At 72.2% G+C, this 20,309-nt stretch carries 21 protein-coding genes; 11 read left to right on the forward strand and 10 right to left on the reverse strand.

Annotation, left to right across the window (positions count from 1 at the left end; all coding sequences use genetic code 11):
* Positions 1-26: 26 nt before the first annotated feature.
* The 4 genes from ACXET9_RS04915 to ACXET9_RS04930 all read right to left on the reverse strand — a co-directional run bounded on the left by ACXET9_RS04915 (position 27) and on the right by ACXET9_RS04930 (position 4,673).
* Positions 27-1,808, reverse strand: a complete 1,782-nt coding sequence (locus ACXET9_RS04915; RefSeq protein WP_457885365.1) for a Y-family DNA polymerase — start codon at positions 1,806-1,808, stop codon at positions 27-29.
* Complete coding sequence (locus tag ACXET9_RS04920) at positions 1,805-2,737, reverse strand: hypothetical protein (RefSeq protein ID WP_457885367.1); 933 nt, start codon at positions 2,735-2,737, stop codon at positions 1,805-1,807. Before ACXET9_RS04920 ends, ACXET9_RS04915 begins: the two co-directional genes overlap by 4 nt.
* Positions 2,738-2,973: 236 nt before the next feature.
* Positions 2,974-3,711, reverse strand: coding sequence for a hypothetical protein (locus ACXET9_RS04925; protein ID WP_457885369.1), 738 nt, complete (start codon positions 3,709-3,711; stop codon positions 2,974-2,976).
* 326 nt (positions 3,712-4,037) lie between these two features.
* Complete coding sequence (locus ACXET9_RS04930) at positions 4,038-4,673, reverse strand: DUF6318 family protein (RefSeq protein WP_457885370.1); 636 nt, start codon at positions 4,671-4,673, stop codon at positions 4,038-4,040.
* Between the two features lie 239 nt (positions 4,674-4,912).
* Here ACXET9_RS04930 and ACXET9_RS04935 point away from each other — a divergent pair, with 239 nt between their 5' ends.
* Positions 4,913-5,152: a PspC domain-containing protein gene (locus tag ACXET9_RS04935; protein WP_457885372.1), complete on the forward strand. Its 240-nt coding sequence runs from the start codon at positions 4,913-4,915 to the stop codon at positions 5,150-5,152.
* Positions 5,153-5,207: 55 nt separating this feature from the next.
* Complete coding sequence (locus ACXET9_RS04940; RefSeq protein WP_457885374.1) at positions 5,208-5,636, forward strand: MarR family winged helix-turn-helix transcriptional regulator; 429 nt, start codon at positions 5,208-5,210, stop codon at positions 5,634-5,636.
* A 48-nt stretch (positions 5,637-5,684) separates the two neighbouring features.
* On the opposite strand, the gene ACXET9_RS04945 is transcribed toward ACXET9_RS04940, so the two are convergent.
* Together ACXET9_RS04945 and ACXET9_RS04950 are read right to left on the reverse strand one after the other, a co-directional pair.
* The gene (locus tag ACXET9_RS04945) at positions 5,685-6,512 is read right to left on the reverse strand and encodes a TrmH family RNA methyltransferase (protein WP_457885863.1); all 828 of its coding nucleotides are present in this window, start codon (positions 6,510-6,512) and stop codon (positions 5,685-5,687) included.
* Positions 6,513-6,602: 90 nt separating this feature from the next.
* Complete coding sequence (locus tag ACXET9_RS04950; RefSeq protein WP_457885376.1) at positions 6,603-7,397, reverse strand: ABC transporter ATP-binding protein; 795 nt, start codon at positions 7,395-7,397, stop codon at positions 6,603-6,605.
* A gap of 115 nt (positions 7,398-7,512) precedes the next feature.
* Here ACXET9_RS04950 and ACXET9_RS04955 point away from each other — a divergent pair, with 115 nt between their 5' ends.
* Both ACXET9_RS04955 and ACXET9_RS04960 read left to right on the forward strand, forming a co-directional pair.
* Positions 7,513-9,039, forward strand: coding sequence for an RNB domain-containing ribonuclease (locus ACXET9_RS04955; protein ID WP_457885378.1), 1,527 nt, complete (start codon positions 7,513-7,515; stop codon positions 9,037-9,039).
* A 2-nt stretch (positions 9,040-9,041) separates the two neighbouring features.
* Positions 9,042-9,821 carry a hypothetical protein gene (locus ACXET9_RS04960; protein ID WP_457885380.1) on the forward strand — a complete coding sequence of 260 codons (780 nt, stop codon included), beginning with the start codon at positions 9,042-9,044 and terminating at the stop codon, positions 9,819-9,821.
* A 30-nt stretch (positions 9,822-9,851) separates the two neighbouring features.
* Here ACXET9_RS04960 and glgA read toward each other — a convergent pair whose 3' ends face one another.
* On the reverse strand, positions 9,852-11,048 hold the full coding sequence (gene glgA / locus ACXET9_RS04965; protein WP_457885382.1) for a glycogen synthase: 1,197 nt from the start codon (positions 11,046-11,048) through the stop codon (positions 9,852-9,854).
* A 79-nt stretch (positions 11,049-11,127) separates the two neighbouring features.
* Here glgA and glgC point away from each other — a divergent pair, with 79 nt between their 5' ends.
* On the forward strand, positions 11,128-12,366 hold the full coding sequence (glgC, locus tag ACXET9_RS04970; protein ID WP_457885384.1) for a glucose-1-phosphate adenylyltransferase: 1,239 nt from the start codon (positions 11,128-11,130) through the stop codon (positions 12,364-12,366).
* Positions 12,367-12,565: 199 nt separating this feature from the next.
* A complete protein-coding gene (serB, locus tag ACXET9_RS04975) occupies positions 12,566-13,240 on the forward strand; it encodes a phosphoserine phosphatase SerB (protein WP_457885386.1) in 675 nt (224 codons plus the stop codon).
* 94 nt (positions 13,241-13,334) lie between these two features.
* Here the strand turns inward: serB and ACXET9_RS04980 are convergent, their stop codons facing one another.
* The gene (locus ACXET9_RS04980) at positions 13,335-13,862 is read right to left on the reverse strand and encodes a SixA phosphatase family protein (RefSeq protein ID WP_457885388.1); all 528 of its coding nucleotides are present in this window, start codon (positions 13,860-13,862) and stop codon (positions 13,335-13,337) included.
* A 60-nt stretch (positions 13,863-13,922) separates the two neighbouring features.
* Complete coding sequence (fabG, locus tag ACXET9_RS04985; RefSeq protein ID WP_457885390.1) at positions 13,923-14,648, reverse strand: 3-oxoacyl-ACP reductase FabG; 726 nt, start codon at positions 14,646-14,648, stop codon at positions 13,923-13,925.
* Between the two features lie 127 nt (positions 14,649-14,775).
* Between fabG and ACXET9_RS04990 the strand changes: the two genes are divergently transcribed.
* The 5 genes from ACXET9_RS04990 to ACXET9_RS05010 all read left to right on the forward strand — a co-directional run bounded on the left by ACXET9_RS04990 (position 14,776) and on the right by ACXET9_RS05010 (position 19,555).
* On the forward strand, positions 14,776-16,638 hold the full coding sequence (locus ACXET9_RS04990; protein WP_457885392.1) for a hypothetical protein: 1,863 nt from the start codon (positions 14,776-14,778) through the stop codon (positions 16,636-16,638).
* Positions 16,635-17,147, forward strand: a complete 513-nt coding sequence (locus ACXET9_RS04995; protein ID WP_457885394.1) for a hypothetical protein — start codon at positions 16,635-16,637, stop codon at positions 17,145-17,147. Before ACXET9_RS04990 ends, ACXET9_RS04995 begins: the two co-directional genes overlap by 4 nt.
* Positions 17,144-18,283 (forward strand): SURF1 family cytochrome oxidase biogenesis protein, encoded by a 1,140-nt coding sequence (locus tag ACXET9_RS05000; protein ID WP_457885396.1) that lies wholly within the window; start codon positions 17,144-17,146, stop codon positions 18,281-18,283. The genes ACXET9_RS04995 and ACXET9_RS05000 overlap by 4 nt, the downstream gene beginning before the upstream one ends.
* A complete protein-coding gene (locus ACXET9_RS05005) occupies positions 18,255-19,067 on the forward strand; it encodes a glycerophosphodiester phosphodiesterase family protein (RefSeq protein ID WP_457885398.1) in 813 nt (270 codons plus the stop codon). The genes ACXET9_RS05000 and ACXET9_RS05005 overlap by 29 nt, the downstream gene beginning before the upstream one ends.
* 137 nt (positions 19,068-19,204) lie before the next feature.
* On the forward strand, positions 19,205-19,555 hold the full coding sequence (locus tag ACXET9_RS05010) for an RNA polymerase-binding protein RbpA (RefSeq protein ID WP_457885400.1): 351 nt from the start codon (positions 19,205-19,207) through the stop codon (positions 19,553-19,555).
* A 100-nt stretch (positions 19,556-19,655) separates the two neighbouring features.
* Here ACXET9_RS05010 and ACXET9_RS05015 read toward each other — a convergent pair whose 3' ends face one another.
* Positions 19,656-20,300 (reverse strand): FxsA family protein, encoded by a 645-nt coding sequence (locus tag ACXET9_RS05015; RefSeq protein ID WP_457885402.1) that lies wholly within the window; start codon positions 20,298-20,300, stop codon positions 19,656-19,658.
* Between the last annotated feature and the right edge of the window lie 9 nt (positions 20,301-20,309).

A 20,309-nucleotide genomic window follows, 5' to 3' on the forward strand; every position in this document is an offset into this window, starting at 1 on the left:
TCGGCGCATCAGCTCTATCGGTCATGTCAGTCATAGAGGCCTTCGATCGTCCAGACGCCGGCGCGCGAGAGCGCCAGCAGGCCGACGCTCTCACCGCTCGCTGCGCCCACCAGGAGCTGCAGGCGGGCACCGCGATGCCCCTCCGTCGTCCACCAGCGCTCGTCGACGACGGCGGGCGCCCCGTGCGCGAGCACGGGATGCTCCGTGCCGCGACGCAGTCCCGCCCGCTCGAGCGCCGGCGCCGCGGGATCCTCGAGGCGCAGCAGCGACGGCGGAGCGCTGAGCAGCCCGCGGGCGGTGACCACGACGGGCGCGCCGTCCGCGTCCAGCAGCTGCGCTCCCGGCCGCTCGCGGAAGACCGTCGCCGGCGCAGGACGCGGCAGCGAGCCCGGCCAGGGCCCCTCCCTCCGTGCAGGGCGCTCGCTGCGCCAGGGCACCAGGCGCACCTCGTCGACGAGCAGACGGCCGCCGACGAGCGCCGGCACCTGCACGGCCTCCTCCCCGGCGAGGCCCTGCGCACGGGCGAAGGCGCGCTCCGCCCGCTGCGCCGCCTCCCCGGCGCTCCCCCAGAGCGCGGGCGCGCTCTCCCCCGCCGGGGCCAGCTGCGCGGGCTCGAGCGCGATCCGCACGATCGCGCCGGTCGCGGGCCCGCCCAGCCGCGCCCGGGTGATCCAGCCGTCGCACTGCCAGCGGATGCGGTCGACGACGTCGGCGACGGACAGGGCGCCGTCGTGCCGCCAGGTGCGCTCCATCTCCTCGCCGCTCTCGGTGAGCGCGAGGATGCGCAGCCGCGTGCACACCAGCCCCCGCTCGACGAGCATCCGATGCAGGCGCTCCGCGAGCGGGCGTGCGACGAAGGCGGCCTGGTCGGTCCGCACGAGCGGGGTCTCCAGCACGCTCTCCACGCTCATCGGCTGCTCGGGATGGTGCGCGGCCGGCGGTGCGGGCTCCCCGCCGCGGGCGAGCAGGTGCAGCCCGGCGACGTCCGGCCCGAAGCGGTCGGCGACGGCGACCGCGGGAAGCGCCGCCAGGTCGCCGAGGGTGCCGATGCCCAGTCGTCGCAGCAGATCGATGGTCTCAGCGAGGTCCAGGGGGCGCTCGGCGCGCACGGCCGACGGCTGCCCGCGATGCCCCCAGCCGGGCCCGACGGGGGCCCGACGCAGGGTGTCGATCCCGTGCGGGGCGAGGTAGTCCGCGCTGCGGCCGGGTCGGACGATGCGCCCGGGGTCGGCGGCGATCAGGGCGGCGAAGGGGCCGTCGGCGATGCCGACGCCGGCGTGCCAGCCGGTGATCTCGGCGACCGCGTCGATGATCCGCTCGGCCAGCGCCTCCTCTCCGCCGTGATGGCGGGCGGGCCCGCGCGCGGTCATCAGCAGCACGCCCGGGCGCAGCACGTCGACGCCCGCGGCCACGGTGTCCACGGCGGCGGCGACCAGCTCGAACAGACTCGACTCGTGCTCCCTGTCCGCTTCCAGGACGAGCGCCTCGGGGCAGGCGGCGCGGGCGGCGCGCCGCCGCATCCCCGGCATCGCCCCCGCCTCACGGGCCGCGGCGTCGGCATGCGTGACGCGGTGGCGATCGATCAGCAGGACGGGGCGCTCCGGCGGGGCGGGTGAGCCAGGCGGGGCGGGTGAGCCAGGCGGGGCGGGCGGCGCGGACGGGGCGGAGGCCTCCTTCTCGGCGCGGCGCTGATGGCGGTCCAGCGCGGCCAGCAGCGGCCATTCCGGGATGGTCACCGCGACGGTCCGCGTGGCGGGGAGAGCGGCAGGAAGGGCCGCGGGAAGGACGGCAGGGAGGGGCGTGCTCATCCGGCGGCCCTGCTCACCATGCGCAGCGCGGGGTGGGCGGCGACGGGGGCGGTGGCCTCGGCGGCGGCCGTCGCAGCTGCGGTGGGGGTGGCGGGGGCGATCGCCTCGATCATGCCCATGGCCTGCGGGAGGAGGACCTCGACGCTGTTCTCTCCGGCGATGCCGCGCCCGCGGGAGACGACCTCCAGACGCCGACGACGGATCCTCCCGCTCCCGGCGCCGAGGCCTTGCCAGTCGAGCGATGCGGAGGACAGGGCGATGTCGGCGCGGCCGGGAGGCGCGGCGGCGAGGACGAGGGTGTCGGCGGTCCGGGCACGACCCAGGAGGCTGCGCCAGAGCGCGGGCGCGAGCTCGAGGCCGGGGCCCAGCACGAGCACGCCGACGCCGTCGACGAGCGCGGTGAGCACCTTCGGCACCTGCTCCCCGAGGACGGGGGCGACCGCCAGACGATGCGGATCCAGCCCGGCGTCGATCGCAGAGCGCAGGCCGAGATCGGGCATCCCGGCGACCGCGCACCAGCCGTCCTCCCCCGTCGCGGAGACGGCGAGGGACAGCAGCAGCGAGGTGCTCGCCGCTCCGGCGACCGCGACCGAGCTGCCGGCGCGCAGGCCCCCTCGGGGGAACAGCGGGGCGAGCGGGCCCGGGGCAGGCAGATGGGTGCCGGCATCCGGCGGGGCGATATCAGGGGCCGTCGCCGGGGAGAGGGCGGCGGCTGCGGCGGAAGCCGCCGGCGAGAGCGCAGAGGGCGCGGCCGACGGCGGGCGGGAGGCGGGATGCACACCGCCGATGCTGCGCAGCGCGGTGCGATCGATCCTTCCGCCCCAGCGCGCGGCGCGGTGCTCGGCCGCTCCGAGCGCGGCGCGGGCGCGCGCGAGCTTCTCCGCGCGCTCCTCGTCGCCGCTCGCACGCACCTGCAGCTGCACACCCATGGATCCGCCTCCGTCCTGCCAGGATCCGACATCGAACTCGAACCTCAGTTCGAATGAGCGTTCGAACCCTACGCCTCCCGCTTGAGCCTCTCAAGCGATGCAGGTCGTGACTTCGAACATCCGTACGAATGATGTCGAAGGGGTGTGACAGGCGGAGCGGGACGGGCGGAGGCGGGCTTCGGCGGCGTGGGGCTACGAGGAAGATAACGGGGCTGGGTGGAGCGGGTGCGGGTGAGTCAGATGGTTCGCTGCTCCGCCTCGGGGTCGAGGGGCCCTTCCGTGTCCGGCGTCCGTGCCGGGATCCACGGGTCCGCCTCCTCGTCCACCGGCACGTCCCCGTCCACAAGCCGCGACTCGAACGACTTCGAGAAGATCGCCACCGGATCCGAGGCCACCTCGATCGTCCCCACGATGTCCTGCCATTCCCCGCCATCGACCGAGAACTGCCCCGCGAACGTCGTCGTCAGCTCGATGTCGTACCACCCCTCATACCGGTACTCCGACGACACCGCCTCCGACGGGAACGGCTCCCCCGGATCCGACGTCACGATCGACGACCCATCCCCCAGATCCCACCGGAGCTCCACCGGCATCGCTCGCACCCGCACCGGCACCCCCAGCAGCTCCGTCTCCAGCACCTGCGTCCGCGTCTCCGCATACAGCACCACCACCATGTTCACCGGAACCCACCCCACCTCCGGCCCCGCATGCGCCACCAACCCCTCCACCGGCAACCGCGCAAAATCCTCCTGCGACACCGAGATCACGATCGGCGCACCATCCGCATCGACGGGCACCCCATCGACGATGCACCCATATCCCGTGAGCTCATCGGTCCCCGCAATGGTATCCACGAAGGAGTACGAGACCGTACTCCGATCCTCTCCATCGTCCGGAACGTCCGCCGCACTCGCCGCCGTGTGCGCATTCGCGACCACATCCCCGCCCGCACCCTCGGTGATCGTGTAATCCACACCCTGCGCGCACGTGCCCGCCTCAGCACTGCAGTCAAGAATCCGCGGGCCATCAGGTCGCTCCCCATCGGGCCCCACGTCATAGTTGTCCGTACATGAGGATGCTGACTGGTTCTTCGTGTAGTCAGTGCATGTGAAATGGGTGACGTGGGAAGGGTTTTCGCTATGCGAGCCGGAGCCTCCGATAGCATCCGCCAGTCTCCCTTCCGCATGTATATCCACCGCGGATTCGCCGTTCTGGGCGGTCACTCCTGCGTTCGCGGGTGTGCTGAATTGAGTTAAGGCGATCAGGGTCAGGATGAATGTGGCGCGAGCTGCTCCTGCTCTCATTCTGTAGCACTGTTTTCGTTTAGTATCGAAAGATCATCGATGATCCATTTGTCGTCCATCCAGTCTAGTCCGCCGGCGGCGGAGTAGAGGAGTTCACCTTCGTGTTCAATCTCCCCGGCCTGCTCCCCGGGGACTGTGTGGCTGGAGACTCTGAAGGTGTACCCGACGATCATGTCAAAGTCATCATGGCTCTCCGCAGATACGTCAATGTCAATAATCTCGGCCCTTGACCAAAATTCGCCTCTTTGGGTGTAGGATTCTATGTCTTCTGCTACCTGGATGCAGGTTTTGCAGCTCTCGCTTTGCATGGCTGTGAGTAGTGAGCTCTCGCCGGTCTGCTGTCCCCAAAATATGAGGGCCACGTAATACCGGAAGGCCTGCTCCGCCCCTTCCGGCGTGTTCTCGTCCATGCCTGCGAAGTCCGCCGGGTCAGGGGCGGGGATGTCTGAGGCTGCGTCTGGCTCCTCTTCGGCATCCTCCGCCCCACCGTCGTCGGACACCCCGCCGCCGTCACCGAGCGCGATCGTGGATGGCGGGTCGGTGATCGGTCCGTCGGTCGCGTCGCCGCAGGCGGCGAGAGCCAGGGCGAGGACCGCCGCGGCGGCCGTGCGGGTGAGGAGTCGGCGGGTCATCGGCGGCCTTCCGTTCGGACGAGGGGTTCCCGGCACGCTAGTCAGAGCGGCGGCATCGCCGCCACGGGCCGGCGCGGAATGTGGATAACCGGCGCTGGGGAGCGACAGTCCGGTCGTCGGCCCGTCGGCCCGTCGGCCCGTCGGACTCCCCTCCTCCCGGCGCACGGGGGGGGATCCCCACCTCGCCCCGATGGCCAGCACCAGCGCGCCGGGGCTCGCCCGCGCGTAGCGTCGACGGCATGACAGCCTTCTTCGACCTCATCCGCGACCTGCGCTTCCGCCGCGGGCCCCGACGCCTCCTCGCCGGTATCGGCGGTGGCCTCGCCGAGACGTTCGGGATCAACGTCTGGCTGGCCCGCGTCCTGGTCCTGGCGTCCTTCCTGCTGCCGGTGCTGGGCGTCGGCGCCTATCTCGTGGCTTGGCTCCTGCTCCCCTGGCGGGACGGCACGATCCCCCTGGAGCGCGCGCTGACGCGCTGACGCCGACGTCCTGACGCCGACTCTCGGGCGCCGCCGAGGACGGTACCGTGGCGGCATGAGCACTGCGGAAGCTGCGCTCGCGGAGGCCCGTGACCTCGCGCGGATGATGGTCGTCGTCTCGGAGCGGGCCCGGGCCGACTTCGCGACAGCGGTCGCGCCCTTCGGCGTGCCGCTGCAGACGGCGCGCGCCCTGCTGGTGCTGACGGAGCCGCAGTCGATGCGCCACGTCGCCGCCGAACTGGGCTTCGACCCCTCCCACGTGACCGGCATCGCCGACGACCTCGAACGACGGGGACTGGCGGTGCGCATCCCGGGGAAGGACCGACGGGTGAAGCTGCTCCAGCTCACCGACGACGGCGAGGCCCTGCGTCGACGCATCGCAGCGGCCGTCGACGAGCAGGCGAGGTTCGCCCGGCAGCTCGACGCCGAGCAGAAGCGCCAGCTGAGGGAGATCCTGGAGGCGCTCCTCACCACGACGGACTGACCGCCGGGACCCGGCCGGATGCGGTGCGAAGGCCCGACCGGGGGACGCCTACCGCGTCGCGTAGAACGCGACCGCTGAGCTCGCCGCGACGTTCAGCGAGTCCACGCCGTGCATCATCGGGATCGTCACCCGACGGTCGAGCAGCCGATCGGTCGCGGGCGCGAGCCCGGGCCCCTCGCTGCCGAACACGAGAGCGAGCCGGTCATGGTCCTCGGCGACCAGCTCGTCGAGGGGAATCGCACCCTCGCCCAGGGTCATCCCTGCGACCGTGAAGCCGGCATCCTGCAGCGTCGCGATGCTCCCCGGCCAGGACTCGATGCGCGTCCACGGCACCTGGAAGACGGTGCCCATGGAGACGCGGACGCTGCGGCGGTACAGCGGGTCGGCGCAGGTCGGAGTCACCAGGACCGCGTCGACGCCCATCGCGGCCGCAGAACGGAAGCAGGCGCCGACGTTCGTGTGGTCCACGAGCCCTTCGAGCACCGCGACCCGGACCCGTCGCGGCGCGGCCCCGACGGCCCCCGTCGCCGCAGGCGCGCCGTCGGCCCCCGCATCACCGGCCACCCCGGCCTCCCCGAGGATGCTCGCGAGCAGCTGCGCAGGATCCGGCAGGACCGGACGGTGCATCGCCGCGAGAGCACCGCGATGCAGATGGAAGCCGGTGATCCGCTCGAGCAGCGCCTCATCGCCCACGAGCACGGGCGCCTCCGGGAATCGCGCATAGAGCGGAGCGAACTTCTCCAGCCACTTCTCGGACATGAGGAACGAGCGCGGCGCCATGCCCGCATCGATCGCGCGCGAGATGACCTCGAAGCTCTCGGCCATGAACAGGCCGCGCTCGACCTCGACGCGCGAACGCAGGCGCACGTCGGTCATCCGCAGATAGTCGTCGAGCGCAGGATCGGAGGCGTCGTCGATCCGGCGCAGCTGCGACGGGACAGGCTGCTCGGTGCTCTCCCCCACCGGTCAGTCCAGAGAGAGGGAGCGGGCGGTGAAGCGCTGGCCGCGCTTCTCGGCGACGAGCGGCAGGCCGAAGGTCGCGGTGAGGTTCTGCGAGGTGAGGGTCTCCTCGATCGGGCCGGCCGCGACGAGAGCGCCCCGACGCAGCAGCGCGACATGCGTGTAGCCCGGCGGGATCTCCTCGACATGATGGGTGACCAGCACCGTCACCGGGGTCGCAGGATCCTTCGCGAGACGGCCGAGGGTGCGCACGAGGGCCTCGCGGCCGCCGAGGTCCAGACCGGCGGCCGGCTCGTCCAGCAGCAGCAGCTCCGGATCGGTCATGAGGGCGCGGGCCGCCAGGACGCGCTTGCGCTCGCCCGTGGAGAGGGTCCCGAACATGCGGTCGAGATGGGCGCCCATCCCGAAGGCCTGCAGCAGGGTGCGCGCACGATCGAGGTCGAGATCCTCATAGGTCTCCCGCCAGCGGCCCACGACGCTGTACCCGGCGGTGACGACGACGTCGAGCGCCGTCTCCTCCACGGGGATCGTCTCGGCGAGCTCCTGGGAGGCCAGGCCGATCAGCGGACGCAGCTCGAACACATCGACCTTGCCGAGCTGCTCGCCGAGCACGGAGACCGTCCCCGAGGTGGGGTGCAGACGCGTGGAGAGCAGGCGGATGAGCGTCGACTTGCCGGCCCCGTTGGGGCCGAGGACCGCCCAGCGCTCGCCCTCGGCGATCTCCAGGGACACGGAATCGAGGATGTTGCGTCCGTTGCGTCGGACCACGACGTCGGAGAAGGAAGCTGCAGCGAAGGCCATGGCCCGAAGCCTATCGCCCGGGCGCCCCCGAGGCGGAGCCCGCCGTAGACTGGCGCGGCCGCGAACCGCCGTGGAGCATCGCGGATCCCGCGAACCGAGCGCCGAGGAGGCCGCAGTGCCGCACCGTCCCGTGACCCTGCACGCCGAACGCGGCGCCGTCGCCCTCGAGATCATCCGCCGCGGCGTCGACGAGCTCCTCGCCGCCGCCGACGACCTCCCGCGGGACTTCCCCGCCGAGGTCCTCGCCGCCGCGGAGGACGCCGCCCAACGGAAACCCGGCACCGACATCGCCGACGACGCCCGCCGCGACCTCACCGGCGTCCCCTTCGTCACCCTCGACCCCGCGAGCTCCACCGACCTCGACCAGGCGATGCACCTCGAGCGCAGCGGGACCGGCTATCGGGTGCGCTACGCGATCGCCGACGTCCCCTGGTTCGTCGCCCTCGACGGGCCCGTCGACCAGGAGGCCCGTCGCCGCGGCGCGACCGTCTACCTCCCCGACCGTCGGATCCCCCTGCACCCCGAGGTGCTCTCCGAGGGCGTCGCCTCGCTCCTGCCCGATCAGGACGCCCCGGTCTTCGTCTGGAGCCTCGACCTCGACGAGCGCGGCGAGGTCGTCGGCGTCGACCTCGAGCGCGCGCTCATCCGCTCCCGCGAGAAGCTCGACTACGAGGGCGTCCAGACCGCGCTCGACGAGGGGCGCGGGCACCCGCAGATGCTCCTGCTGCAGGAGATCGGCGCGCTGCGCGCGCTCCTCGAGGCCGAGCGCGGCGGAGCGAGCCTCAGCATCCCCGAGCAGGAGGTCGAGGCCGACGGCGACCGGATCCGCCTGACCTGGCGCAGCATCGCCCCCATCGAGGACGCCAACGCCCAGATCTCGCTGATGACCGGCATGGCCGCAGCCGCGCTCATGATCGAGCACGGCGCCGGGATCCTGCGCACCATGCCGCCCGCCGATGACGCCGCGATGGACCGCTTCCGGCGGCAGGCCGAGGCCCTCGGGATCGACTGGCCCGACGGCCTCCCCTACGGCCGGTTCCTGCGCACCCTGGACTGGCACGAGCCCTCCCATCTGGCGCTGCTGAACTTCGCCGGCTCCCTCTTCCGCGGCGCCTCCTACGCCGCCTTCACCCGCGCCGAGGAGCTCCCCGAGGACACCGTCCAGGCCGCGATCGCCGCACCCTACGCGCACACGACGGCGCCCCTGCGCCGGCTCGTGGACCGCTTCGTGCTCCTGGTCTGCCACGCCCACGCCCGCGGCGAGGCCCCCGATCCCGTGCTCCTGAACGCGCTCGCGGCGCTCCCGGAGATCATGCGGACCACCGGCGGCCGCGGCGGCGACCTCGAGCGCCGCGCGATCGACCTCGTGGAGATCGCCGCGCTCTCCGGATGGGTCGGCGAGGAGATCGACGGGACCGTCATCGAGCGCCGCGAGGCCTCGAGGAAGCAGGACGGCTCGCTCAACGCCCCCGTGCGCGTCGAGGTGCAGATGATCGACCCGCCGGTCACGGCGTGGGTCCCGATGGACGCCGCGCTCGGGGAGACGGTGCGGATCCGCGTGGTCTCCGTGGACCCGGTCGCGCGCCGTGCAGAGCTCGCTCCCGCGGATGCCGAGCCCGCTCCCGCGGATCAGGAGGGATGACGATGGCGCGCGATGCCGGACGCGACCTGGTCGCGCTGCCCCGGGCCGCGGTCCTGATGCTGTGGGCCGCCGCCTACCTGCGCGGGGACATCGGCCCCGACGACGCCGCCGACCTCTCCCGCGGTGCGGACCGCACCGAGGACGGCGGCGAGGGCGTGGACCTCTTCGACTGGCTGACCTCGCTGCGCCGGCTCCCGCTCGCGCAGCTGCGCCTCGTGCTGCCGGTCCCCGGACGGCTCGCCGGGCTCGTCGGCCCGCCGCCCGCCGTGCCGGCGGCGCTCGAGGCCGAGCAGGCGATCGTCGTGACCGCGGCGGGGATCGCCGATCACACGCTGGTGCCGGAGATCGTCCCGACGCCGACCGTCCGCGGACGCGTGCAGCGGGTCTCGTGGCAGCGCTTCGCGGCGCCCGCCGGCGCGCATGTGCCGCCCCCGGCGTCCTCGGGCACCGCCCGGGAGGAGCTGCTGCGCGCGCTGCGCCGGGCCGCGGACTCCGCCGTCGACCTCGACCTCGTCCCCGACGAGCCCGTCGAGCTCGCCCGCGTGCCCGAGCGCTGGGCGGCGACGGGCCTGCCCCGCCATCTCGAGGGCGCGGACTCGCATCTGCTGGTGCTCGCCGCCCGCACCCTGCTCCTCGTCCAGGACGAGCTCGCCGACGAGGACCGGACGGTCTCCCTCGGCGAGGGGACCGCCCGGCGGGCGCTGCTGGCGGAGCTGCAGGACGCCTCCCGCATGGCCCTCGTCGAGGTCGTCGAGCGGATCGTGCACGCCGAGCTGCTCTGAGGATCCCGACGGGCCCGTCGGACCGGAGGATCAGGCGCTCTGCTGCGCGATCACCATGCGGTAGACGTCGAGGGTGCGCTCGGCGATCGAGGTCCAGGAGAAGTGCTCGGCGGCGCGACGGCGGGAGGCCTCACCCATCTGCTTCGCGCGCTCGGGATCGGAGACCATCCGGGTCAGGGCCGCGGCGAGATCCGCGACGAAGGCGTCGGGGTCCACCGGCGTGCCGGTGCCGTCGGCGACCTGCTCCAGCTCGACCAGGTAGCCGGTCTCGCCGTCGACGACGACCTCGGGGATGCCACCGGTCGCCGAGGCCACCACGGGGATCCCGCAGGCCATGGCCTCGAGGTTCACGATCCCCAGCGGTTCGTAGATGCTCGGGCAGGCGAAGGTCGTCGCATGCGAGAGCAGCTGCGTGAGCTCGCCGCGCGGCAGCATGTCGGTGATCAGGTGAACGCCCTGGCGGGTGCGCTGCAGCTCGGTGACGAGGCCGTCGACCTCGGCGGCGATCTCCGGGGTGTCGGGAGCGCCCGCGCACAGCACGACCTGCACGTCCTCGGGGAGCTCGCGGACCGCGCGCAGGAAGTAGGGCAGACCCTTCTGGCGGGTGATCCGGCCGACGAAGACGATCGTCGGCGCCTCGGGGTCGATGCCGCGGGAGGTGAGCGCCGAGGTCTCCGGATTGGGTTGCCACACGTCGATGTCGATGCCGTTGTGGACGACATGGACCTTCCGGGGGTCGACGGACGGGTAGGCGCGCAGGATGTCCTCGCGCATGCCCGCGGACACGGCGATGACCCCGGCCGCGCCCTCGTAGGCGGAGCGCTCGGCGAACGAGCTCAGGCGGTAGCCGCCGCCGAGCTGCTCGGCCTTCCAGGGGCGCAGCGGCTCGAGGGAGTGCGCCGAGAGGATGTGCGGGACCCCGTGCAGCAGCGAGGCGATGTGGCCGGCGAAGTTCGCGTACCACGTGTGGGAGTGGATGAGGTCCGCTCCGGCGCAGTCCTGCGCGATGAGCAGGTCGGTGCCGAGGGTGGCGAGGGCGGCGTTGGCCCCCTCGAGCTCAGCGGGGGTGCGGTACGAGAAGGTGCCCTCCTCGTCCCGGTCGGCGCCGAACGCGCGCACCTGCACGTCGATGTGCGGGCGCAGGACCCGGGTCAGCTCGGCGACGTGCACGCCGGCTCCACCGTAGATCTCCGGGGGGTACTCCTTGGTCAGCAGGTCGACGCGCATCCGTCGGTCTCCTTACGGTCTGGGGGGATCATCGCCGCTTCGGCGTGATCAGGGCCACTTCTGCATTATCCTCGATGTCATGCCCAAGAAGGTCCTCGCCATCGTCCTCGCTGGAGGCGAGGGGAAGCGGCTGATGCCGCTGACCCTCGACCGTGCCAAGCCCGCCGTCCCGTTCGGCGGCATCTACCGCCTCATCGACTTCGCCCTGTCGAACATCGTCAACTCCGGCTATCTGCGGATCGTCGTGCTGACCCAGTACAAGTCCCACTCCCTGGACCGCCACATCGCCCAGACCTGGCGGATGAGCTCGCTGCTGGGCAACTACGTGGCGCCGGTGCCCGCCCAGCAGCGCATGGGCAAGCACTGGTTCCGCGGCTCGGCGGATGCGATCGCCCAGTCCCTCAACCTCATCCATGACGAGAAGCCCGACTACGTGGTCGTCGTCGGCGCCGACAACATCTACCGCATGGACTTCTCGCAGATGCTCGACGCGCACATCGAGTCGGGTCGCTCCTGCACCGTCGCGGCGATCCGGCAGCCGATCGAGCTGTCCGACCAGTTCGGCGTGATCGAGACCGACCCGTCGGATCCCACCACCATCACCGCCTTCGTCGAGAAGCCGAAGGAGACCGAGGGGCTCGCCGACGATCCCGCCTCGATCCTGGCGTCCATGGGCAACTACATCTTCACCGCCGACGCCCTCGTCGAGGCCGTCACCCGCGACGCCGAGGACGAGGACTCGCAGCACGACATGGGCGGCGACATCGTCCCCTCGTTCGTCGCCCGGGGCGATGCCGCCGTCTACGACTTCATCCGCAACGACGTCCCCGGCTCCTCGGACCGCGACCGCGACTACTGGCGGGACGTCGGCACCCTGGACGCCTTCTACGAGGCGCACATGGATCTCATCTCCGTGCACCCGGTCTTCAACCTGTACAACGACCAGTGGCCGACCTTCACCGGGCACCGCAACGCGCCCCCGGCGAAGTTCGTCCATGCGGGTCCCGGCCGCGTCGGCTCCGCCGTCGACTCCGTGATCTCCCCCGGCGTCGTGGTCTCGGGCGCCCAGGTCTCCAGCTCGGTGCTCTCGCCCGGGGTCCGCATCAACTCCTGGTCCAACGTCTCGGACTCGGTCCTCATGGACGATGTGACCGTGGGGCGGCACTGCCAGATCCATCGGGCGATCATCGACAAGGGCGTGGTGGTCCCGCCGCGCACCCAGATCGGGCTGGACCCCGAGAAGGACCGTGCGCGCGGCTGGGTCGTCACGGAGTCGGGCATCACCGTGATCGGCAAGGGCACCGTCATCGAGCCCTGAGCCCGACCGGACGAGGGCTGGCGGGGGCGCCGGAGGCATCGGCCTCCGGCGCCCTTCGCCGTGCCGGAGCCCGGATCCCGAGCGCCGGGACGAGATGGGGCGACACGGTCTCGCGCGCTCCGGCATGATCGGATCCGACAGGACGATCGTCGGCGTCGAGCGCGCCGCCCCGACCAGGAACGCGAGCACCGAACCCCGCATGAGCACCTCCAGCGACTCCCCGAGCACCGTCACCGGGATCCTCATCTCCGACGTCGACTCGACGTTCCTCACCCAGGAGGTCATCGAGCTCGTCGCCGAGCACGCCGGCGTCCGCGACGAGGTCGAGCGGATCACCACCGCCGCGATGCGCGGGGAGCTGGACTTCTCGCAGTCGCTGCGAGCGCGCGTGACGCTCCTCGAAGGGCTCGACGAGGCGGTCATCACCCAGGTCCGCTCCGTGCTGGTGCCGACGGACGGCGCCGTCGAGCTGATGCGTCGCGCGAAGGCGGCCGGCTGGGTGACGGCCCTCGTCTCCGGCGGCTTCCACGAGATCATCGACGACCTCGCCGCCGAGGTCGGCATCGATCTCGTCGTCGCCAACCGCTTCGGACTGCGCGACGGACGCTTCACCGGCGAGGTCGAGGGCCCGATCGTCGACGGCGCCGCGAAGCTGGCCACGCTGCGCGAGCTCGCCGAGCGCCATGCGGTGCCGGTCTCCCGGATCGTCGCGATGGGCGACGGCGCCAACGATCTGCCCATGGTCGAGGCCGCGGGCACGGGGATCGCCTGGAGGGCGAAGCCGGCGCTGCGCGAGCGCGCGGACGTCGTCCTCGAGGGTCCCTCCCAGCTGGACGCCTGGCCCTATCTGGAGGCCGCCGCCGCGCGCGGCTGATCTCCTCGCCGTCGGCCTCGGCACGACGCCGACGGCCTCCGCACGACGATGGGGCGGCCCGGTCCATGGACCGGGCCGCCCCATCGTCGAGCGCTCAGGGCCGCACGATGGTGTGCAGCGTCAGGGAGTCCTCCCCCAGGTTCTTCCACTTGTGCAGCGGGCCCGAGAGCACGCCCATCGCACCGGTGGGCATGCCGATGCGCGCCTGCGCCGCCGACCCCGGATCGGAGTCGCCGTCGGCGAGGTGGGAGACCAGCATCGCCATCGTCGGCTCATGCCCGATCACCATGGCCACGGTGCAGGAGCTCTTGAGCTCGTGCAGGAGGTCGAGGACCTCCACCGGACCACCGGTGTAGATGTCCTCGTGGAAGGTGACCTTCCCGTCGAACCCGGGCATCGCCTCCCGCAGCGCCTCCCAGGTGCCGCGGGTGCGTGCCGAGTCCGACACCAGCACCCGCGTGGGGCGCACGCCCTGCGACTCGAGGTACTCCCCCACCAGGCGGGCCTGCGCCGCGCCGCGGTCGGCGAGCTGACGCTCCTGATCGGGGCGGCCGCCGCCGGACTCCGCCTTGCCATGGCGCATCAGCAGGAGGAGGCGACTGTCGGGGTCTTGGGAGGACATGGGGGTGCGATCACACCTTCGTTCGACGGAGGGACGAGGCCCGTGGCCCCGGAGGTCGGTTCAGTGTCCCATGCCCAGGCCGCCGTCGACCGGGATCACGGCACCGGAGATGTAGGACGCCTCATCGCTCGAGAGGAACGCGACGACCTTGGCGACCTCCTCGGGCGCGGCGAAGCGACCCGCGGGGATCGTCTTCTTGTACGTGGCCTGGACATCCTCGCTGAGGGCCTGCGTCATCTCGGTGTCGATGTAGCCGGGGGCGACGACGTTCGCGGTGATCCCCCGCGACCCGAGCTCGCGCGTGAGCGCACGGGCGATGCCGATGAGACCGGACTTCGAGGCGGCGTAGTTCACCTGGCCGGGCGAGCCGTAGAGGCCGACGACGGAGGAGATCAGCACGATGCGGCCCTTCTTCTTGCGCATCATGCTCTTGATCACGCGCTTGACCGTGCGGAACGAGCCGGTGAGGTTCGTGTCCAGGACCTGCTCGAAGGAGTCGTCGCTCATCCGCAGCAGGAGCTGGTCGTCGGTGATGCCGGCGTTGGCGACGAGCACCTCGATGGGGCCGTGCGCGGCCTCCGCGGCGGCGATCGCCTCGTCGAGGCTCGCGCCGTCGGTGACGTCTGCGGCGAGGGTCAGCGCACCCTCCGGCCCGCCCTGTCCCGAGCGGCTGGTCACGGCCACCCGGTCCCCGCGGCGCAGGAACTCCTCGGCGATGGCGCGGCCGATGCCGCGGTTGCCTCCGGTGATGAGCACGCTGCGGGGTTCGGTGGTGGTCTCGGTCATCGGGACTCCTCGTCTCTGTACGGGGCGGGTCGGGCTCGGTGCTCTACGATACGGGTCGAGAGCATGCCGGGAGCCTAGGGGGGATTCCCGGCAGTCAAGGCTTCATCCCGTCGGAAGGGGCATCCCCATGGCCTACCGCTTCAACCCGCCGCCGAACTGGCAGATCGACGACCCGCAGTGGTCTCCGCCTCCGGGGTGGCAGCCGGATCCGGCCTGGGGACCGGCACCGGACGGGTGGAACTTCTGGGTCGACGCGGAGACCGCTCCGGCGGCGCCCGCGACCGAAGCGCCTGCGCAGGAGCCCGCCGTCGAGCCGGAGCCCACGGTCGAGCCCGAGCAGGCAGTCGATCCGGAGAGCGCTTCTGCGCAGGAGAGCGTCGACGACGACGCCACCCGCGTGGCGACCACCGCCCAGCAGCCCGAGGCGCCGGTGGATGAGCGGCCCGACTCCGCGCTGCCGCAGGGCGATGCTCCCCAGCCGGCGGAGGCCCAGCCGGAGGCGCAGCCGCCGGCCGTGGACGACGACGCCACCCGTGTGGCGACTCCCGTCGAGCAGCCGCTGACCGAGCAGGCGCCTGCCGAGGCGTCGTCGACGGAGCCCGAGCTCGTCGAGGAGCCCCTCGCCGCCGCGCCGGCCGTCGAGCCGGATTCGACTGTCGACGCGCCGGCCGTCGAGCCGGAGCCGGCTGTCGACGCGCCGGCCGTCGAGCCGGAGCCGGCTGTCGACGCGCCGGCGTCGCTGGACGAGCCCGTCGCGAGCAGCGACGTGGAGTCCGACGTCGTGGCATCGGAGCCCGAGGTCGAGGCTCCCGCGGTCTCCGCCCCCGTGACGGAGCCCTCCGCCGATGCTGCTCCCATCGAGCAGGAAGCGGATGCCGCGGATGGGCTCGAGCCCACGCAGCCGATGGCTGCGCCCGGGGAGACGGCCGAGTATGCGGGGCCCGATCTGGAGGCCGACCTCGCGCAGCCGACTCCGTATGAGTCTGCTCCCGGTGAGCCCGGGTACGGCGATGTCGATCCCGCACCGGAGCAGGCGCCTGCGGAGGACCACGCATCGGCCGTCGGCCAGGAAGCCCCTGCCCCGGGATACGGCGAAGCGGCTGCGCAGCCCGCGGGCTATCAGGACCATGGCTATGGCCAGGCCTCGCCCGCGCAGGGATATGGCCAGGCTTCGCCCGCGCAGGGCTATGGCCAGGCCTCCCCCGCACAGGGTTACGGCCAGGCCTCCCCCGCTCAGGGTTACGGTCAGGCGTCCCCGGCGCAGTCGTTCTCCGCAGGGTCGGCATCGGCTGACAGCGCGAACTGGTCGGCGAGCACCGGCACTGGCGAGCAGCCGCCGCGGAAGGGCGTCGTGGCGCGCTTCTGGTGGGTGGGGTGCGTCATCCTCCTGCTCCTCGCCCTCCTCGTCGTGATCGTCGGCGGCGGCATCTACCTGTTCAACAGGGACAGCTCGACCCAGGGCCAGGGAACCGCGACGACGACGCAGGAGGAGACCGGCGAGGATACCACCACCGCGGACGAGACGACGGAGGAGACGACGGAGGTGGTCACCCCGACCAACCTCGCGACCGTCGCCGCGGACGCCGAGCCGGTCGACGTCGTCAGCTCCGACGGCACCGGCACGGTGACCGTCTCCATGGAGTGGGTCGCCGACGAGGAGATCCCGAGCGAGTACGGCGGCACCGTGACGCCCTCGGAGAACGGGGACGAGTACCTCGTGGTCACCGCCCGGATGATCGTCGAGGACGGCACGATGGACTTCAACTCGTACAACTTCGAGGTCGTCACGCCCTACGGCGGCACCCTCAGCCCTGCGCTGGCGACCTACGAGCTCGAGGGCTCCGGGCTCGACTACGACGCCCCGACGACGTTCTCCGCCGGCGAGGAGTACACGATCCAGATCCTCTTCGATCCCGCGAAAGCCGGTGGAATGACGCTCGAGTACGACAACTACACCGACGTGAAGACCTGGGACATCCCCGCGTCGTGAGCCCCCGTTTCAACCCGCCGCCGAACTGGCCCGAGCCGCCCCATGACGGGTGGGTCCCGCCGGAGGGCTTCCAGCCGCCCTACACCTGGGGCCCGGTGCCCTCCGGCTGGCGGCTGTGGATCGATGACGAGGCCGACGCCGCGAAAGGCTCCCCTGCGAACGTGCCGCAGGCCCCGCTGCAGCGCTCGGAGGATGTCCCCGCCAGCGGCGCTCGGCCTCGTCCGAGGATCGAGACGTACCCTGTCGCGGTGATCAATCCCGGCATGTGGTCCCAGAACCACCTCGAGGACGAGGACTACGGCTTCGGGCCGGCGACCCCCCGACGCGATCGGCCGCGCCTGCGCCTGGCCATGACCATCACGGCGACGGCCCTCGGCTTCGCCCTCGCGGCCGCGGTGGCCGTCGGCTTCGTGCAGCTGACCGATTTCGCCATCGAGGACCTGCCCGGCATGGTCACCGGAGCAGGATCCCATCTCGCAGGCGCCGATGGCGTCGCGGGGCGGTCATGAGCTCGGGGAACGATCAGCGCCGATCCGGAACCGCCCTCCCACCCGCCGCCTCCTCGGACAGCACCCGATCGGTCCTGCCCCAGGAGGAGCGCCGCGAGATCCGCCGACGGGCGATCCTCAGCCGCGACACCCTCATCGCCGTGATCGCCGTGCTGCTGTGCGCGGCGGTCTGCGTCGGCCTCGGTCGCTGGCAGTACGGCCGCTTCGAGGACAAGCGCGAGAGCGCCGCGATCGTCGAGGAGAACTACAGCGCGGATCCCGTCGCCCTCGACACCATCCTCTCGAGCCCCGACGAGGAGCTCGCCGACGGCGAGGAATGGACGGTCGTCCGCCTCCACGGCAGCTACTGCTCCTCCCCCGACTGCGTCCTCTACGTGCGCAACAGGACCTACAGCAGCACCGTCGGCTTCTACCAGCTGGTGCCCTTCATCGCCGACGACGGCACGCAGCTGCTCGTCGTGCGCGGCTGGGTCCCCGGCGATGACGAGGGCGCCGTACCCGCGGATGCGCCCGCCGTCCCCGACGGGGAGATCACCGTGGACGTCCGACTCCGCCCCGCCGAGCAGGTCCTCTCGCAGCGATCCAACCCCGAGGGGCAGGTCCAGACGATCACGCCCGAGGAGGTCGCGGGCATGGTGCCCGGCCTCGGGGACGGCCTCATGCTCACCGTGTACGGCGAGCTCGCCGCCGAGGATCCTGCCGGGGAGAGGCCCATGGCCCTCGAGAAGCCCGACACCTCGCTCGGCAACCATCTCTCCTACGCGTTCCAGTGGTGGGTCTTCGCGCTCTTCTTCCCGGGCGCGCTCATCTACCGCACGCGCCGCGTGATCCGGGACGAGGAGGAGGACGCCCTCGACGAGCTCCGTCGTCAGGAGAGCAGCGCCGCGGCCGCATCCGCCGCTCCCCTCGGCTCCTCGCCGGGCGCTGGAGCCGCGGCCGACGCTGCCGACGCTGCCGCTGCCGACGGCGCCGGCGCAGACGACGCGGGCACGGCCACGTCGAGGACCGCCGCCGACCGGTCTCCGGCGCCCCGCCGGGCCGACCGTGCCGACCGACCCCGCCGCCGCGTCTCCGTGCGCGCCCGCGGCATCGACGAAGAGGAAGAGGATGCGATCATCGACCAGCACCGGGGCTGACCGCCCCGAAGGGACCACCTCGCGGTTCCTCCCCGGGGAGCGTCCGCGCCGGATCGCGCATCGGGGCCTCGCGCTCGACGGCGCCGAGAACACCCTGCGCGCCTTCGCCGACGCTCTCGCCGCCGGGGCGACGATGCTCGAGACCGACACCCGGGCGACGGCCGACGGCCTCGCGCTGGCGGTCCACGACGAGACCCTCGACCGGATCGCCGGCGACCCCCGCCGGATCGACGAGCTCACCGGCGGCGAGGCCGGCGCCGTGCGCCTCCCCGGCGACGAGCCCCTCGCCCTGCTCGAGGACGTGCTGGGCACCTTCACCGGCGTGCCCATCAACATCGACGTCAAGAGCGCCGACGCCATCGGTCCCGCCGTCGCGGCGGTCGTGCGGACGATGAGCGCGGGCCGCATCTGCCTCACGAGCTTCGACGGCGCGATCGCGCGCCGGGCTGCGGAGGAGGTCCGACGGGTGACCGGGACGATGCCGATGCGGAGCCCCTCGAGCGGGGCGATGGCGGCCTTCGTCGCCGCCCGCGCCGTGGAGGCGCCGCAGCGGGTGATCGACCGTCTCCTGAAGCCCTACGGGGCGCTCCAGGTCCCCGTCACCCATCGCGGAGTGCCCGTCGTCACGCCGGCGAACATCGCCGCCGCTCACCGCGCCGGATGCGAGGTCCACGTGTGGACGGTGGACGACCCTGCGCTCATGCTGGAGCTCCTGGTCAGCGGCGCAGATGGTATCATCACCAACCGCGTCGACCTGCTCTGCGAGCTGCTGGACGCCCTCTGATCCCGCGGCGCCCGTCGTCGCCGCGCCCTCGCCTGCCCCGAGGGGAATAGTCCCTGCTCGAGGGACGTTGAACCAGGGCAGACCTCTGCGGGCGTGCCGTCGCCCCACTCGAACCACCGGCAGGAAGCGAGAACCGCATGAGCAGCCGAAGCCTGCGAGGGACCCGTCTGGGCTCCCTCTCCATGGAGACCGACGAGGGCGTCCTCGCCGCACCGCGCCAGGAGGCCGTCTACGACTGCCCCAACGGCCACACCATCGTGCTTCCCTTCTCCGTCGAGGCCGAGGTGCCGGCGATCTGGGAGTGCCGCTGCGGCACCACCGCCGTCCAGCGCGACCGCGAGCGTCCCGAGGAGAAGCCGGGCAAGCCCGTGCGCACCCACTGGGACATGCTCCTCGAGCGTCGCAGCGAGGAGGACCTGCAGGTCCTCCTCGACCAGCGCCTCGAGCTCCTGCGTGCCGGGAAGCTCCACCAGCGCCGCCACTTCTGAGACCGGACCCGTCGAGCGCGGCTCGCTCGGGATCGGCAGAGCCCCCGCATCGTCCATGGACGATGCGGGGGCTCTCTCGTGCGCGCCGGGGTCGCCGGGGTCAGCGCGGGGTGATGGTGGGCGGAGTTCCGTTCGCACCGTCGTCGCCGGTGCGCGGGGACGGCCGTCCGGTCGACGTCGAGTCGATGATGATCTCGCCGTCGATCACTCCCCCGGCGTCACGGCGGTAGAGGACGCTGCGGGTGCGCTCCGCGCCGCCCCCGACGCCCATCGCCTTCACCGTGCGCCGCTGGACGGGGACGATCAGCAGCACGATCCCGACGATGTCGGTGAGGATCCCCGGGAAGAAGAAGAACAGGGCCGCGAGCATGGTGAAGGCCGGCCGGGAGAGATGGTCCTGGACGTCGCCGCGGCCGCCGATCGCTCGGATCACGGAGCGCAGGCGGACGAAGGACTGCTGTCCAGCGGCCACGAGCAGGGCGACGCCGACGATCCAGCCCAGCACGATGATCAGCACCGACCACCACAGGCTCCAGCGGACGCCGATCACCACGAGGAGGGCGATCTCGACCACGCCGAGGACGACGATCGCCGCGGGGACGAGGGATCCCCAACGGGATCCCTTCGCACCGCGCGACGAGGGGCTCCCAGCACCCGAGGACGAGGCCCCTGATGACGAGGCTCCCGACGATGCGGGCCCGGACGAGGCCGAGCCGCCTCCTGTCGACCTGGATGCAGTGCTCATGGGAGATCC

The organism is Brachybacterium netajii (SeqCode) (assembly GCF_054114245.1).

Bases quoted from the DNA above. Each gene is read 5' to 3' on its own strand.
- ACXET9_RS04915 (WP_457885365.1), bottom strand. From the start codon at position 1,808: ATGAGCACGCCCCTCCCTGCCGTCCTTCCCGCGGCCCTTCCTGCCGCT.
- ACXET9_RS04920 (WP_457885367.1), bottom strand. From the start codon at position 2,737: ATGGGTGTGCAGCTGCAGGTGCGTGCGAGCGGCGACGAGGAGCGCGCG.
- ACXET9_RS04930 (WP_457885370.1), bottom strand. From the start codon at position 4,673: ATGACCCGCCGACTCCTCACCCGCACGGCCGCCGCGGCGGTCCTCGCC.
- ACXET9_RS04935 (WP_457885372.1), top strand. From the start codon at position 4,913: ATGACAGCCTTCTTCGACCTCATCCGCGACCTGCGCTTCCGCCGCGGG.
- ACXET9_RS04940 (WP_457885374.1), top strand. From the start codon at position 5,208: ATGAGCACTGCGGAAGCTGCGCTCGCGGAGGCCCGTGACCTCGCGCGG.
- ACXET9_RS04945 (WP_457885863.1), bottom strand. From the start codon at position 6,512: ATGACCGACGTGCGCCTGCGTTCGCGCGTCGAGGTCGAGCGCGGCCTG.
- ACXET9_RS04950 (WP_457885376.1), bottom strand. From the start codon at position 7,397: ATGGCCTTCGCTGCAGCTTCCTTCTCCGACGTCGTGGTCCGACGCAAC.
- ACXET9_RS04960 (WP_457885380.1), top strand. From the start codon at position 9,042: ATGGCGCGCGATGCCGGACGCGACCTGGTCGCGCTGCCCCGGGCCGCG.
- glgA (WP_457885382.1), bottom strand. From the start codon at position 11,048: ATGCGCGTCGACCTGCTGACCAAGGAGTACCCCCCGGAGATCTACGGT.
- glgC (WP_457885384.1), top strand. From the start codon at position 11,128: ATGCCCAAGAAGGTCCTCGCCATCGTCCTCGCTGGAGGCGAGGGGAAG.
- serB (WP_457885386.1), top strand. From the start codon at position 12,566: ATGAGCACCTCCAGCGACTCCCCGAGCACCGTCACCGGGATCCTCATC.
- ACXET9_RS04980 (WP_457885388.1), bottom strand. From the start codon at position 13,862: ATGTCCTCCCAAGACCCCGACAGTCGCCTCCTCCTGCTGATGCGCCAT.
- fabG (WP_457885390.1), bottom strand. From the start codon at position 14,648: ATGACCGAGACCACCACCGAACCCCGCAGCGTGCTCATCACCGGAGGC.
- ACXET9_RS04990 (WP_457885392.1), top strand. From the start codon at position 14,776: ATGGCCTACCGCTTCAACCCGCCGCCGAACTGGCAGATCGACGACCCG.
- ACXET9_RS05000 (WP_457885396.1), top strand. From the start codon at position 17,144: ATGAGCTCGGGGAACGATCAGCGCCGATCCGGAACCGCCCTCCCACCC.
- ACXET9_RS05005 (WP_457885398.1), top strand. From the start codon at position 18,255: ATGCGATCATCGACCAGCACCGGGGCTGACCGCCCCGAAGGGACCACC.
- ACXET9_RS05010 (WP_457885400.1), top strand. From the start codon at position 19,205: ATGAGCAGCCGAAGCCTGCGAGGGACCCGTCTGGGCTCCCTCTCCATG.
- ACXET9_RS05015 (WP_457885402.1), bottom strand. From the start codon at position 20,300: ATGAGCACTGCATCCAGGTCGACAGGAGGCGGCTCGGCCTCGTCCGGG.